9 protein-coding genes and 2 pseudogenes are annotated in these 14,980 nt (G+C 63.1%); 9 read left to right on the top strand and 2 right to left on the bottom strand.

Annotated features, from left to right (window positions below; translation table 11 throughout):
* Positions 1-30: 30 nt before the first annotated feature.
* Complete coding sequence (locus FHU39_RS05135) at positions 31-540, bottom strand: PadR family transcriptional regulator (protein WP_343065862.1); 510 nt, start codon at positions 538-540, stop codon at positions 31-33.
* 118 nt (positions 541-658) lie between these two features.
* On the opposite strand from FHU39_RS05135, the gene FHU39_RS05130 reads away from it, so the two are divergent.
* From FHU39_RS05130 to FHU39_RS05090, 9 genes and pseudogenes are all read left to right on the top strand, one after another.
* Complete coding sequence (locus tag FHU39_RS05130) at positions 659-3,109, top strand: xanthine dehydrogenase family protein molybdopterin-binding subunit (protein WP_183319360.1); 2,451 nt, start codon at positions 659-661, stop codon at positions 3,107-3,109.
* Positions 3,109-3,888 (top strand): enoyl-CoA hydratase/isomerase family protein, encoded by a 780-nt coding sequence (locus FHU39_RS05125; protein ID WP_183319359.1) that lies wholly within the window; start codon positions 3,109-3,111, stop codon positions 3,886-3,888. The genes FHU39_RS05130 and FHU39_RS05125 overlap by 1 nt, the downstream gene beginning before the upstream one ends.
* 1 nt (position 3,889) lies before the next feature.
* Positions 3,890-4,792, top strand: a complete 903-nt coding sequence (locus tag FHU39_RS05120) for an FAD binding domain-containing protein (protein ID WP_183319358.1) — start codon at positions 3,890-3,892, stop codon at positions 4,790-4,792.
* The gene (locus FHU39_RS05115; protein WP_183319357.1) at positions 4,789-6,039 is read left to right on the top strand and encodes a 2Fe-2S iron-sulfur cluster-binding protein; all 1,251 of its coding nucleotides are present in this window, start codon (positions 4,789-4,791) and stop codon (positions 6,037-6,039) included. The genes FHU39_RS05120 and FHU39_RS05115 overlap by 4 nt, the downstream gene beginning before the upstream one ends.
* Before the next feature lie 2 nt (positions 6,040-6,041).
* On the top strand, positions 6,042-7,577 hold the full coding sequence (locus FHU39_RS05110) for an AMP-binding protein (protein WP_183319356.1): 1,536 nt from the start codon (positions 6,042-6,044) through the stop codon (positions 7,575-7,577).
* A gap of 168 nt (positions 7,578-7,745) precedes the next feature.
* The gene (locus FHU39_RS05105) at positions 7,746-8,366 is read left to right on the top strand and encodes an acetate uptake transporter (RefSeq protein ID WP_183319355.1); all 621 of its coding nucleotides are present in this window, start codon (positions 7,746-7,748) and stop codon (positions 8,364-8,366) included.
* 893 nt (positions 8,367-9,259) lie between these two features.
* A pseudogene (locus FHU39_RS05100) lies at positions 9,260-10,033 on the top strand (IS1634 family transposase); the annotation flags it as partial.
* Between the two features lie 640 nt (positions 10,034-10,673).
* Positions 10,674-12,230: a group II intron reverse transcriptase/maturase gene (gene ltrA, locus FHU39_RS05095; RefSeq protein WP_183319354.1), complete on the top strand. Its 1,557-nt coding sequence runs from the start codon at positions 10,674-10,676 to the stop codon at positions 12,228-12,230.
* 93 nt (positions 12,231-12,323) lie between these two features.
* Positions 12,324-13,199, top strand: a pseudogene (locus tag FHU39_RS05090) (IS1634 family transposase); the annotation flags it as partial.
* Positions 13,200-13,344: 145 nt separating this feature from the next.
* On the opposite strand, the gene FHU39_RS05085 reads toward FHU39_RS05090, so the two are convergent.
* A complete protein-coding gene (locus tag FHU39_RS05085) occupies positions 13,345-14,760 on the bottom strand; it encodes an IS1380 family transposase (protein WP_183319353.1) in 1,416 nt (471 codons plus the stop codon).
* Positions 14,761-14,980 lie beyond the last annotated feature (220 nt).

Here is a 14,980-nt window from a genome sequence, read left to right as displayed (position 1 = left end):
TGTGAGGGACCGTGCAGGTGCTGGCCTGGCTCACTCGTGTGCTCCGATCGCGCTGTCCACGAAGTCGGTCCAGAAGTCGAGCGCAGCGTGCTCGAGTCTGAGCCCGAGTCGCAAGGGAACGAGTCGCGCCTGCACCTCAGGGATTTCGTCGTATCTCACGAGCATCGCGTCATAGGTCGCTATCCGTTCCGTGTGCTGTTTGATTTGCTCCTGCGCGAGTTCGAGTGTGTCTTGTTCCGTGGACAGCTCCGCGAAGAACAACTTGAGCTCGGCGATGTCGCGAACTTGCATCGGGTCGGTGACTGGCTCTGCGAGCCACTCTTGCAAGCGCTGCTTGCCCGAAGCGGTCAACGAGAAGGTCTGGCGACGTCGCCTACCGTCCTCGGTCGCGACATCCAGTAGTCCAACGTCAGCCAGTCGACGTGGCTCGGAGTACAGCTGTGCATGTGGGAACGGCCAGAAGTAGCCCACCGACCGTCCGATGGCGCGTTTGAGGTCGTACGAGGTAGACGGTCCGCGAAGTCCGATAAGTCCAAGCACAACGTAAGACGTCGTCGACAGGCGAGGCGTTGACACAGACACGACGCTACATTACCGTCATCATCCATGACAGACCATATGAAAAAGATCGTATGAATCAGATGATAAGGTCATGTGTATGACTCCGGACACCTCGAGCAGCGCCCGATTCGTCGGGCAGCCACTGGCTCGAGTGGAGGATCCTGCTCTGCTGACCGGTCGTGGTCATTTCCTCGACGATCTGGATCCACTGCCGGGGACCCTGGTGGCGGCGGTGGTGCGCAGTCCGCATCCGCATGCGCGCATCGTCGATATCGATCTCGATCGAGCCCGTCAGCACGACGGAGTTGCCGCGGTGATCGGGCCCGACGAAGTGCTCCGGACGCTCAAGCCCTTTCCGCTGTCCTTGCGTGCCCCGATGCCGTATTACCCGACGGGGACCGACAAGGTGCGCTTTGTCGGTGAACCGGTCGCCGTGGTCGTCGCGACCGATCGCTACACGGCTGAAGATGCAGCCGAACTGGTTCGCGTTCAATACGATGTACTGCCCGCAGTTGTCGACACGACGAAGGCATTGGCGCAGGACGCGCCACGGCTTCATGACACGGCCGACAGCAACGTGGCCAGTGATCGAGAATTTGTCTTCGGTGACGTCGAGGAAGTATTCGATAACGCAGACCACGTCATCACCGGCACCTACAGTTTTCCGCGCTATTCCTCCACCCCGATGGAATGCTATTCGGTCATCGCCGACTGGCAGCAAGACGTTTCTGGACCACAGATCACGGCGTACTCCAACTTCCACGGGCCGTTCTCGATGGTGCCAGTGCTCTCCGGGGCACTGGGGGTCGGACCGTCCCAGCTTCGTCTGATCGTGCCCCAGGACAACGGCGGAAGCTTCGGCATCAAAGCAGGCATCTATCCCTACATCGCATTGATGGCGTTGGCGAGCAAGTACGCGGGTCGTCCGGTCCGCTGGACCGAGGATCGGATAGAGCACCTCACCGCGTCGTCGGCCGGCTCCGACCGGATCATGCGAATGTCTGCCGCAGTGGATGCCGACGGTGTTGTGCAAGCGCTCGACATCGACTTCAAGGAGAACGTCGGTGCCTACCTCCGGCCACCTGAGCCGGCAACGCTCTACCGCTGTTTCGGGAACCTCACCGGTGCCTATCGGATCGATGCTGTGCGATTGCGCTCGCGTGCTGTCGTCACGAACAAGGCGCCGACTGGACTGAATCGAGGTTTCGGGGGCCAGCAATTGTATTTCGGTCTTGAACGCATGATGGACAAAGTGGCAGACACCCTCGGCATCGATCCGTTCGAACTGCGTGAACGCAATCTCATCGGGTCGGACGCGTTCCCATATGCGACTCCGACGGGTGGCATTTATGACTCTGGCGACTATGCGAAGGCGCTGCGCATCTTGAAAGAGTCAAGTCAATACAGTGAACTGCGGCGGACTCAGGCGCAGGCACGCGAGCGCGGCGAGCTTGTCGGCTGCGGCATTGCTGTCGTTGTCGAGCCATCGGCGACGAACATCGGTTACGTCGGCCTGGCGACCCCGAGCGACCAACGTGCGGCAGGACGCGACAAGTCGGGTTCGACCGAACATGTGCGCATCAGCGTCGACCTCTTGGGCGTGGTCACGGTGTTGCTGGGCACCGTCCCGCAAGGCCAAGGTCACGCAACGGTTGCCCGACAAGTCGTCGCCGACCAGCTCTGCCTGCCGCTGGAGTCCGTGGTTGCCAAGGTGGACATGGACACTTCGACAACTCCGTGGACGGTGACCTCTGGAAGCTACTCTTCGCGATTCTCACCACTCCTCACCTCCGCGATCGTGGAGGCGTGCGACCGGATCGCAGCCGCAATCAAGGTGGCTGCCGGTGTGCTGCTCTCGGCTGATCCTGAGGAGCTGGAGCTGCACGAAGGCACGGTACGGGTGCGCCATGAACCGGACAAAACGGTCAAGTTCCGGCACGCCGCAGGACTCATTCACTGGGATCCCGGCGCATTGCCCGCGGGAGTCAAGGCCAGTTTGTATGCCGAGGCAGCATTTACGCCCCCGGAGGCCAAGGCACCTTCACGCACAGACCAGGTGAATTCGTCGCTCTGCTATGGATTCGTCGCCGAACTCGTGCAGGTTCGGATCGATCCGGCCACCTACCAGATCGAAATCGAGAAGGTCACCGCCGTTCACGATGCCGGAACGGTTCTCAACCCGTTGCTGATCGAAGGGCAGGTGCACGGGGCAGTTGCGCACGGTCTCGGCGGGGCGCTGTACGAGGAGCTGGCGTACACGGACGCTGGCCAGCCCACCTCGACATTCATGGATTATCTGGTCCCGACCTCCGCAGAAGCGATGTTCCCGCTCGACGGGCACCGCATCATCACTCCGTCGCCGGTGACCCGGCTCGGTGCCAAGGGATCCGGGGAGGGCAGCTCGATGAGCTTCCCGGTCGCCGTCGCGAACGCAGTGCAGGACGCACTCAGCGCACATGACGTCGAGATCACCGCGTTGCCGTTGCACGGCAACGTCATACACAACTTGTTGTCACCCACCATCAACTCCAACAGAAACGAGAAGTGATGCCACTGACAGGCGGAGAAGTCCGATTGACCCGAAGCCATGACGGGCGTGTCGCGAACCTGAGTCTCGATCATGGCCGCTACAACATTGTCACGATGGCGATGCGCGCGCTAGTGGCGGAGCGCTTCGCCGAAATCGATCAGGATGACGAAGTTGCTGTCGTGGTGATTCGCGGAGAGGGAGACCATTTCACGTCCGGCGGTGACATTGCTGGGTTCATGGAGGTCGCGCCGTTCGACCTGACCGATCTCGGACACGATGTGACAGCAGCATCACGATCGCCGAAAACGGTGATCACGGCTGTTGACGGCTACTGCTTCGGCGTAGGACTCGAGCTTGCGCTATCCACCGACATTCGACTGGCCACGACCCGGTCACAGTTCGCTCTTCCGGAGATGCGGCTCGGCATGATGCCAGGAAGCGGCGGCACCCAGCGCCTTGCGCGCTTGATCGGGCTGTCGCGCGCGAAGTATCACATTCTCACCGCCGAACGGATCCGAGCTGCGCAGGCGTTGGACTGGGGCCTGCTCGCGAGTGTTTCGGAGGACCGCGCAGCGCTGGAGAACGAGGTCGAACGGGTGGTGTCGACATTGCTGGGTTATTCGCCGATCGCACTGCGCACCGCCAAGGAGGTCCTGGACCGCGGCGTGGACGCGCCGTTGGCAACCGGCGTGGAGCTGGAGCGCAAGTCCTACTCCCTGCTGCGCTCGACACACGACTTCGCCGAGGGCGTCGCCGCATTCGGCGAGAAGCGTACTCCGAGGTTCGAGGGCCGCTGAGATGAAGCCCGCTCCCTTCGGATATGTCCGACCGGCCGAGGTCGGGGACGCTGTCGCCGAACTTGTCCGTGCGGATCAGGAAGGCGGCGGCAAGGTGCTTGCCGGAGGTCAGTCCCTGATGCCGGTGCTGGCGATGCGGCTGGGCCGGCCCGCCACGCTCGTAGACATCACCCGCATCGCGGAATTACAGCAGGTTCAGGTCGCAGACGGTGAACTGCGCATCGGTGCTGCGGTGCGCCAGCGCCGGATCGAGCGCGACTTCGGCGGCGTCGTCCCACTGCTCAGCAGGGCACTGCCCTGGATCGGGCATCGGGAGATACGCAGCCGCGGCACTGTGTGCGGGTCGTTGGCACATGCGGACCCGTCCTCGGAGTTGCCCGCTGTGGCCACCTGTCTAGGAGCGACGTTGGACGTCATTGGCCCGTACGGCAAGAGATCGGTACCGGCAGCGGAATTCTTCACGGCCGCGATGACGACGGTATTGGCACCGGTGGAACTGGTCGCTTCGGTTCGGGTGCCGCTGCCGTCGTCCGGCTCAGGGTTCGGTTTTGCCGAGGTCGCCCGACGGCATGGCGACTTCGCGCTCGCCGGCGTTGCGGTCTCGGTGACTTCGCGCGAAGGCGTCCCGCGGTCGGCAGTCGTCACGGCATTCGGAGTGTCGGATAAACCGCAGCGCCGGGATCTGACGCGGCAAGTCGTTGCGGCCGTCAATGCAGTCGGCCCGGCACCCGAGGCGCTCACCTCGCAGTTGGTGGCGGCCACCGAGGAGTTGGCCGACGAGGTGGTGACGACCGAGGGCGACAGCAGCGGATCTCCTGCTTACCGCCGCCGGTTGATCAGCGCACTGGGCGCGCGGGAACTCGCACGCGCCTTCAACTCAAGCATGGAGCGGAGCACTCGATGAGTACGTTGCATCGGTTGAAGCAGACAGTCAGCACGCGCATCCAGCAGCGACCCGTGACGCAGGCGGCCACTAGTCGGATCGCGCCTGACGAGACCGTTCCGGTCAACTTCACCGTCAACGGACGTCCGGCGACCGTGCATGTCGCGCCTCGGGTGACGCTGTCCGATGCGCTACGCGATCATCTCGGACTGACCGGGACGCACATCGGGTGCGAACACGGAGTGTGCGGAATGTGCACCGTGCTCGTCGATGGTGATGCTGCACGGGCGTGTCTTCTGCTGGCATGTCAACTGGACAGTGCGGAGATCATGACCGTTGAGGGCTTGGGCAAGCCAGAGGACCTGCACCCGTTGCAGGCATCATTCGGCAAACACCACGCTCTTCAGTGCGGCTTCTGCACGCCCGGTCAGCTGATGAGCGCCTACGACCTGTTGGACAAGGACCCTGGCATCGGGCGGGATGAATTACCCGAGCAATTGTCCGGAGTTCTGTGTCGGTGCACTGGCTACCGCAACATCGTCGATGCCGTCGCGGAGGTCGCCGAGACCCATCCCAATGGTCTTCCGGCGCCGCGAAACTGCGCTGCTACGGAGCTGTTGCCCCGTGCCAGCGTCGGCGGGCCGTCACGTTCTGCTGTTGGTGTCGACGAGGTCGACCTCGAAGGGATCGCTGAGATCCGTATGCCACAGGCCGAACCCACGGTCTCCATCGCCGTGCATCAACAGGTGCGGGCTGAGCCGCAGCAGCTGTGGAGCGTTATGTCCGATACCGAGCGCCTGGCGCGCTGCCTGCCCGGCGCAGAACTGGTCGTCGACTTCGGTAACGACCGATACAAGGGCCGTGTTCAAGTGGCTCTCGGCCCCGTCAAGCTGGCATTCCTGGGCGACATTCATGTCGTGGAACGCGACGAGACCACACACACGATCCGCGCACTTGTCCAGGCTGCCGATGCCAGTAGCGGCAACGTTCAGGCAGAGGTGGTCGTGGCTGTGGACGCTGCGGGTAGTGGGAGCGCGGTCCGCGCTGATGCCCGCGTCCATATGACCGGTCGGATCGCTCAGTTCGGCAGGTCGCTCGCAAGCGATGTCAGCAAGGACATGTTCGGGCAGTTCACGGCGGCGCTGGACGCGATGGCGCGCGGGGAGGAACCGGCCGAGGTGAAGCCACCGAGTGCGCTGGCCATGACCTTGCGCATCCCTGCAGCTCGCGTCCGCGCGCTACTTAACCGCATCAGAGGAAGGAACTGAGCATGGAGATCGGTCGGATGCTGACGTGGTCCGCAGAGCGGTTTCCGGAGCGGCTGGCAGTCGCGGGATCGAGGCGCATGACCTATCGCGAATGGGACGAGCGCACGAACAGGATCGCTTCGATGATGCTTCGCCTGGGCGTCCGGCCGGGCGATCGGGTGGCGATGTTTCTCTCCAACTCGGAGGTGATGGCATCGACCCACCTCGCGCTCCAGAAGATCGGGGTCATGTCCACGCCGTTGAACATCCGGCTCGCGGCGTCAGAGCTGGCGTACTGCGTTCGCGACGCCGATCCGAGGGTTGTCATCGTTGACGACCTGGCGCGAGAGGTTGCGGAGCAGGCACTCGCACAAGCACCGGTCGATCCGGTGCTGCTGTATGCCGGGTTGGATCCGCTGGGCGGGGCACGTTCATTCGAGGATTTGGTCGCCGATGCGAACCATGACGCGCCAGATGTCGTTGTGCGGGACGCCGACCCGTCGGTCATGCTCTACACCTCGGGCACCACGGGCAGGCCCAAAGGGGTGCCGCGCACGCAGCACGCCGAGGTTTCGGCCTCGGTCGCGCATGTGATGCAGTGCCAATACGCGTATGGCGAGTCCACGCTGGGGGCGATGCCCATGTACCACACCATGGGACTGCGCGCGTTGCAGTCGATGATCGTGGTCGGTGGCACATTTGTCGAGATGCCGGTGTTCGAAGCGCCAGCCGCGATCGAGTTGATCCTCAAGGAGAAGATCTCCGCGCTCTACCTCGTTCCGACCGCCTATTGGGCGCTCGCGGAGACCGGCCGACTGGATGAAGTCGGTCAGTCCGTCCGAAAGCTTGCGTTCGCAGGGGCAGCGATGACCTCGACACTGTGCGAGACGCTCGAAGCGTCGATCGCACCCGAAGTCTTCGTCAACCACTATGGCTCAAGTGAGGTCTATACCTTCGCGGTGGAAGAGCGCGCATCGCGGAAACCAGGCAGCGCCGGACGGCCAGGACTGTTTACCCGGCTGCGCGTGGTCGACCCGGCAGTCGGAGGTTCGCACGAACCATTGGCGCCGGATGTCGTCGGCGAAATTGTGGCATCGCTGGACGCCGACGAGGCATTTCAAGGCTACTGGAATCGTCCAGATGCGGATGCAAAGAGCATCCGTGGCCGGTGGTACCACACGGGCGACCTCGGTCACTTCGATGCCGATGGAGATCTATGGGTCGATGGTCGTGTCGACGACATGATCATCTCCGGAGGAGAGAACGTGCATCCCGTAGAGGTGGAAGACGTTCTGTCACGTCACCCTGATGTGTCTGAGGTTGCTGTTGTAGGACTCCGAGACGAGAAGTGGGGTCAGGCTGTCACCGCCTTTGTAGTGCCGACCAACCTCGCAATCGATCCGGAGACGTTGGTGGCCCGATTGGAGCAGTGGTGTCGAAACGATGCGCCATTGTCGCCGTACAAACGCCCAAAGCGGTTTCGAGTGATCGCATCCATCCCCAAGAGTCCAGTTGGAAAGATACTACGTCGGAAACTAGTTGTTGATGATGAAGTCTGATCGAGACTTCATTGTGGGCACCATCATATGGTAATTATTTGAGAAACATCTGTCCAATCCCATTGGAAATCTCCAGTGCGAAATTTGTGGCAAGAAATCGGCAAATAGGTCGGATAAACAAACAACGGCTCCGTCCCGGGCCGTTAGATATACCGGAGGAACGTAATCGTGCCTGTCGAGACAATTGTTGATAGGACCTCGCAGATTGATGACACTAAGCGTGAGTCGCAAGTCAATCCTGCGCCGCTCGCATTCGGAGCATTTGCAGGAACCACTTTTCTGCTCAGCTGGGTGAACGCAGGAATGGTTGGCGAAGTGAGTATTGATGCTGCGGTGTCAACAGCATGGATTTTCGGCGGAACAATCCAGATCCTGGTCGCATTCTGGCACTTGCGCAACAACGAGCTCTTCCCAGCTGTAACGTTCGGGTCATTCGGATCATTTTGGTGTTCATTCGCACTCTTTTCAACCCTTTACCTTGACAATATTCCGCCTGCGGAACACGGCGTGGTTACCGCGTTGTTCCTCTTTCCATGGGCCGTGTTCAGCCTATACATGCTGGTCGGAGCACTCCGAGTGAGTATCGGCATTGTCATTGCATTCGTCGGAGTTGAAGTGACCTTGATTTCCCTGATCATCGGAAACGCAACAGGCGTCGAAGCATACGTTCGAGTGGGTGGATGGGCCGGTGTTGCGCTTGCTGCCGTTGTCTGGTATCTCGCAGCCGCTGAGGTGATAAACCATCAGTTCAAGCGTCATCTTCTCCCGATTGGCGATCTCACGCGCTGACCGGGAACTGCGCCCGACGCGATGCTGAATTGCGCGCCACCCCTATCTTTGGCCTGAGACCAGAGGCTCGGCAACGTCGGGGCATGAGGTGGACCCGATTGAGGCTGATATGGAGTACATCTTTGTCAAGAGGGCAAGGGGTATTTCTCCCGAATAGTGAGATGCACTGTTGGGAGGAATGTTTCGTTCTGTGGCGCGTGGGGGCCGGCGCCGGCCGGTCTGGTCAGCGTGTCTTAGCGACGCGTGGTCCAGGCTGATATGCGCGGGTTGGTTACCGCAGGACCGTGTGTTCGGCGGGAACGGGAGCCGCTGTCTAGAGATCGAACGTAACCAGTGAATGTCGTTGACACTCTTGGCTGTTCATAGCCTCGAGGCGGGTCGTTCCACACGCTGCAAGCCCATGTCGTGGCGCTGGCCCCCACGGCCAGCTCAAAGGGGCTCTTCCCAGATGAGGGTGTAGGTCGGCCGGGCGCGTCGGTCCGCAGATAGACGTCGAGGTCTCCCGACGATGGAGGTTCCTACGCCATCCATCCGAAAGACCTCGACGTGACCGACGCTACCCCGCCGGCCGGCTTCGGCCGCCCTGACCTGAGCGCCTTCGCGTCTCATCCCAATCGACCCTGATCGAGTCTGCTGACCCCCTCGACGAGAACGCAGCGACATCACAGCCACCCAACCCCGACCGTCCGGGAAGCCGGGACACGTCACATGGCTTGTGCTGCGGGCGTGTCGAGTGGGTCGTCCAGGGGCGACGCAGAAGCGTCGACGCGACGTGCTGAGACCTGAGTTGGCTCACGGTGCCGCGGTTCGGGACTGGGGGTCGCTGTGACCTGCGGTGATTCGTTCGTGGCGGTGGTTTTGAGGCACTAATTGGTGCGTTCTATGGTCTGCAGGTGGCGTGGATTCGACGGGTGAGGACGGCTTCGGGCGCGACCGCGGTGCAGATCGCGGAGTCCGTGGGTGGCCGGCGCCGGATCGTGGCGCACGTGGGCTCGGCGCATACCGAGGCCGAGCTCGGACAGCTGCTGGTACGGGCTCGGGAGCTTTTGGACGATGCTGCGCAAACACGTTTCGACCTGGGTGTCGAGCCCACTCCACGGCCGGTGCCACTGGTCGCTCAACCCGCCGACCTGACGCTGCCGGTCTCGCAAGAACCTGATGCCCCGCCGACGTCTGTGAACGGTGGTTCGGCCCGGGTGACCGCGACCAGCTCGCGGGTGTTGTTCGAAGCGCTGACAACGGTCTTCGCCGACCTCGGCTTCAGTACCGCTGTCGGTGACAGTGTGTTCCGGGATCTGGTACTCGCCCGAGTCGTTGAGCCCACCTCGCTATTGGACGTCGGCCGGGTGCTGACCGACCTGGGACAACGTCCGGCCTCGTACGCGACGATGAAGCGCACCCTGGGCCGGTGCCTCACGGGCGGCTACCGGGACCTGATCGCTTCGCAGTGTTTCGAGCACGTCGTCACTACCGGTGACATCTCGTTGTGCATGTACGACGTCACCACGCTGTATTTCGAGGCTGAGCACGAAGACGCGCTACGCAAGGTCGGCTACTCCAAGGAACGCCGCGTCGACCCACAAGTCGTCGTCGGGCTGCTGGTCGACCGCAACGGATTTCCGTTAGAAATAGGGTGTTTCGAGGGAAACAAGGCGGAGTGCGACACGAGGTCGCATGCGTTGAGTGGATCGCGACGAAGGAGGCACCGATGGTGACGTGATCCCCGGTCCGTGCTCACTGGCCGGTCTCCTCCCTGGCGTGCGTCGCGGGTAACTGCGGGGTGCGAAGCCCAGGGTTCAAGCCGAAGGGTCCTCGCTTCTTCCCGAGGACCACGGGCGAGGAGAAGGATGGGCGGGCGAACACGTGAACCCTTGGTTGATGCCTCGTCATGTTTGAAGGTCCGAGCGGAAGGATTGCAAGAGCCGGGCCGAGAGTAGGGACATGCCGCTGAGATGCGGCGGATGCCGGCTGCTGATCGGCACGTGGCTGGATGAGCACCATCGTCCCCGGGGTATAGAGGGCGCCCACACCATCCGTGTCTTACGCATGTGGAACGTGGAAACCCCGTCTGGGTCCAATCGCGGCCGCTGCTGGGATTGGTAGGCCGACCGTGAGGAAGGCGTAAACCCCAGCCGGGAACAGGATGACCCGAGAAGCGAATGTCGGCGCGTCGAAAGACGACGGGAAGGGCATCACCAGATGCGGCGATCTCCAGCGCCGCGGTGACGTCGAACCGGCCGGATACGAGCGGTGTGCTCGGCCCGAGAGGGAGCCCACGCGGGTCAGGTGAGTTCGTGGAGAGAGACGATGATCGTGACGTCAGCACCCGCGGGGACGTTGGACACCGCCGCCATCGCGGCGGTGAACGGACCGCGAGACTTCTTGCAGGAATGGGACCAGATCGATTGGGACCATGCCGAAACGGAGGTACGACGACTGTGGCAACGCATCTTCACGGCGTCGAAGGCAGGCGAGCACCGCAAGGTGCGCAGCCTGCAACGGCTGATGCTGCGATCCCGGACGAACGCGCTGGTCGCGACGCGACGGGTCACACAGATCAACCAGGGACGGCGAACGGCGGGGATCGATGGCCGGGTCGTGCTGATGGACCAACACCGGGTGCAACTCGCTCGGTGGGTCCAACACCGCGGCCACAAACCACCGGCCCTGCCGGTCCGCCGGGTCTACATCCCGAAGACGAACGGTAAACAGCGTCCGCTCGGCATCCCAGTGATCGCCGACCGCGTCGCTCAAGCCGTGACGCTCAACGCGTTAGAACCTGAGTGGGAGGCCCGGTTCGAGACACGAAGCTATGGCTTCCGTCCCGGACGGGGCTGTCACGACGCGATCGAGGCCATCTACACCGTGTGTAAGGGCAAAAGCCCTGCCCGCGCGTGGGTCCTCGACGCTGACCTGACAGCGGCATTCGACCGCATCGACCACGACCGGCTGCTCGACCACCTGCACGGGTTTCCTGCGAAACAGCAGGTGGCCCGGTGGCTGAGGGCCGGAGTGATCGACAAGGGCCGATACGCCCCGACCGCCGAGGGAACGCCACAGGGCGGAGTCATCAGTCCATTACTGATGAATATCGCCCTACACAGGATGGAGACAGCTGCCGGTGCCCGGTACAAGCCGTGGCGCTCAACGCGGGGCTGGTCCGCACCGGGAACACCGGTGCTCATCAGGTACGCCGACGATTTCGTTGCCTTGTGCCACACCCGGCAACAGGCCGAACAAGTCAAAGAGCGCCTCGCCGAGTGGCTGACACCTCGAGGATTGTCGTTCAACGAAGACAAGACAAGGATCGTCCACTTGTCCGAGGGGTTCGACTTCCTTGGGTTCAATGTCCGCCACTACCCCGACCCAGGAAAACTGTTGATCAAGCCGTCGAAAGCAGCGATCAAACGGTTCCGTGCCCGACTACGCACGGAAGTGCGCGGCCTTCACGGCGCCAACGCTGCGGCGGTCGTCAGCAGATTGAATCCCATCTTGCGGGGATGGTCGGAGTATTACCGGACGGTTGTGTCCAAGAAGGTTTTCGCGAGCATTGACTCCACGTTGTGGTGGCTGTTGTTCAAATGGGGACGCCGCCAGCACAACACGAAGACCGGCCAATGGATTGTGGACCGCTACTTCGGGCGGTTCCACCCGCGACGACAGGACCGCTGGATCTTTGGTGACCGGGCCACCGGCGCCTACCTGCGGAAGCTGTCGTGGACGCCGATCCGTCGCCACCGTATGGTCAAGGCCGATGCGTCCCCGGACGACCCGGCACTGGCGGATTACTGGCAGCGACGGCGAAGTCGTCATCGGCCACCAGACACGCCAGCACCACAGCCCCATTACCTTCGACGTCCATAGGGACTTGCTTGAGCCGGATGCGGTGAAAAGTCGCACGTCCGGTTCTGAGGGGGCTCCGGCCCGGCAACGGGCCGGAGCTACCCGACGAAGCTCACGATCGTGCCGATCGTGCAACAGTTCATCGAACGCCACCAGCTGGCCGACCTGGTCATGGTCGCCGACGCGGGCATGCTGTCCGCGGCCAACCTCAAGGCCCTGGATGAGGCGAACCTGCGGTTCATCGTCGGTTCCCGCAGCACGAAGGCGCCGGTCGACCTGGAGTCTCATTTCCGGTGGCACGGCGATGCGTTCACCGACGGGCAGGTCATCGACACCATCACTCCGAAGTCCGGCAAACACCGCCGGGAGAACGACCCGAAGCACAAGGCTGAGCCCAAATGGGATCCGAAGGAGCATGAGGCGTCGTGGCGGGCGGTGTGGGCGTACTCCCACAAACGCGCCGTCCGAGACCGCAAGACCCTCGGGCTACAGGAGGACAAGGCTCGGGCAGTCGTTGCGGGCGAGAAGGCAGCGCACAAGCCGAGATTCGTCAAGACCACCGGTGACGCGAACGTGGTCGACGAAGCGTCGCTGGCGCGGGCGTACCGCCTGGTCGGGCTCAAGGGCTACGTCACCAACGTGGCCGTCGAGACGATGTCGGCGGCTGAGGTCATTGCCAGCTATCACGATCTGTGGCACGTCGAGCAGTCGTTCCGGATGTCCAAGACCGATCTTGCCGCCCGGCCAATGTTCCACCGCAAGCGCGACGCGATCGAAGCGCACCTGACCATCGTGTTCACCGCCCTGGCCGTCGCCCGCGAAGCTCAAGCACGCACCGGACTGGCGATCCGCAACATCGTGCGCCAACTGCGGCCACTACGCAGCGCGACCATCACCATCAACGGGGCGACGCAGACCCTCCCGCCCGCGATCAGCCTCGACCAGCAAGCAATTCTGGACGACCTGATCGACCCATCAGCGAGGCACTAAACCTGGATCCACCGATGAGCCTGCGGTGTCGACGTGCTCGGTGTGATTGGTGGGATCTGGGGTCGCGGACAGGCTGACGCGCCGGCCTCGCTGCCGGGGTTGTTCCACTGTGTCCTTGGTTGCGCAGTGACGGGCTGCTGGGTGGTCAGGCCGCGGGGACGGCGGGTGGGTCGCTGACGCGGTCGAACATCGCCGCCCACGCGGTTTCCCATGGCCAGTCCCGTGGCAGGTGCACGGTGATCCGGCGCGCTGAGGTCGCGACTCGTGCGGGCACGGTGATCAGCTTGTGCCGGATCGTGGCGGTGGTCGCCGTGGCCAAGTCAGTGCCGGACAGGGCCGTGGCGGCACGGGTGAGGTTGAACGCCATTACGGCCAGCACCAGCCAGGCAGCGTTCGCGTTGAACCGTCCGGAGGGTAGGTGGGCCAGGGCTGAGTTCTTCAGGTCCGCGTGGACCTGCTCAATGATCGCGTGATGCCGGTGGGTCTTGTCCGCGGCCACGGTGTCCAACACGGTCTTATCGGAGGTGGTGAAAAACGCGTGGAAGCGCCACACGTCGAACAGGGTGTCCTGCCCGGCTGCCTTGTTCCTGTCGGCGTTGAAGTCCGGGATTCGGCGCACCACCAACCGGCCGGGGACCCGGTCAGCTTTCTTCGCTGAGGCGAACGCGGTGAAGTCGATTTCGGTGACCTCGGCCCGCGAGATCCACGTCTTGGTTTCTTCGTCGAAGATGGCGTCGGTGTACTCGATCGGGGTCCATCCGTCATCACCGATCGCCGAGATCGCTTTCTTCACCGCGGTGTTCATCCTAACCGTGACCGACACCGCGGCACCCCCTTTGAGAGCGCCGTGGACTGCCCCGCGGGTATAGAAGGCCGAATCCGCCCGAACCAATACCGGCCGGTCTTCACCCAGCACGCGGCGGGTGGTTTTCACCGCGTCGGCGACCAGTCGTTTCGCGCCGCGTGGTGACCCGCACGCCCCCTTGCGCAGCCGTTGGGCCACGATCACCGGCGCGCGGCCGGCCGTGGTGACCGTGGCCAGGAGCGCGTTCAAGCCGCGGACCCCGGAATAGCCGAACCCGGCACCCTGCTTGGCGTGCCCGTGGACCTCGATGATCGTGTCATCGACATCGAGCAACATGTAGCCGCCGTCGGTACCTGGCCCGGTTTCAGTGCTCCGGGCCCGATCGGCCAGGCCGATCAGGAACCGGGAGGCGACCGCGTCCAGTTGGCGGACGTGACCGAAGGTGAACGCTCGCAGGAACGATCCCAGCGTCGAGGGGGCGTACGCCCGAGTGAAGACCCGGCCCATCCCGCCGTGTCGCAGGAGCGCCATGTCGTCGATGCTGTCCGCGCCGGCGACCATCCCGGCGACCAGCGACGCCACCTTCAAACCAGCGTTCGCGCCCTTGTCCGTCGGCACCGACAACCGCTCATCGGTCAGTTCCTCCAGCCCCGCGGACTCGGCCAGCGCCAGCACCGGGACCAGTCCGCCAGCCGACACGAGATTCGGATCATCGAACGCTACTGAGGTTCGCCCAAGAGTGTGAGAGAGTCGCACCTACGAGATGCCCTTCGTGTCGCGGTCGAATTGTTGCCTCAAGAACTCCAATTCTCCCGCCCCACAAGGGCATTCTCACTTCACGACGCGCTCAACCAACCGATCCCATCGGTGGATCGAGGCTAAACGAATGAGCCAACTCAGGATCGAGTCTGCTGACCCCCTCGACGAGAACGCAGCGACATCACAGCCACCCAACCCCGACCGTCCGGGAAGCCGG

The organism is Flexivirga oryzae (assembly GCF_014190805.1).
In the GTDB taxonomy this organism is placed as follows: Bacteria; Actinomycetota; Actinomycetes; order Actinomycetales; family Dermatophilaceae; genus Flexivirga; species Flexivirga oryzae.
Note: the sequence above shows the minus strand (reverse complement) of the source record. Positions and strands in the feature narration are given on the sequence as shown.

Bases quoted from the DNA above. Each gene is read 5' to 3' on its own strand.
- FHU39_RS05110 (WP_183319356.1), top strand. From the start codon at position 6,042: ATGGAGATCGGTCGGATGCTGACGTGGTCCGCAGAGCGGTTTCCGGAG.
- ltrA (WP_183319354.1), top strand. From the start codon at position 10,674: ATGATCGTGACGTCAGCACCCGCGGGGACGTTGGACACCGCCGCCATC.
- FHU39_RS05130 (WP_183319360.1), top strand. From the start codon at position 659: ATGACTCCGGACACCTCGAGCAGCGCCCGATTCGTCGGGCAGCCACTG.
- FHU39_RS05115 (WP_183319357.1), top strand. From the start codon at position 4,789: ATGAGTACGTTGCATCGGTTGAAGCAGACAGTCAGCACGCGCATCCAG.
- FHU39_RS05125 (WP_183319359.1), top strand. From the start codon at position 3,109: ATGCCACTGACAGGCGGAGAAGTCCGATTGACCCGAAGCCATGACGGG.
- FHU39_RS05120 (WP_183319358.1), top strand. From the start codon at position 3,890: ATGAAGCCCGCTCCCTTCGGATATGTCCGACCGGCCGAGGTCGGGGAC.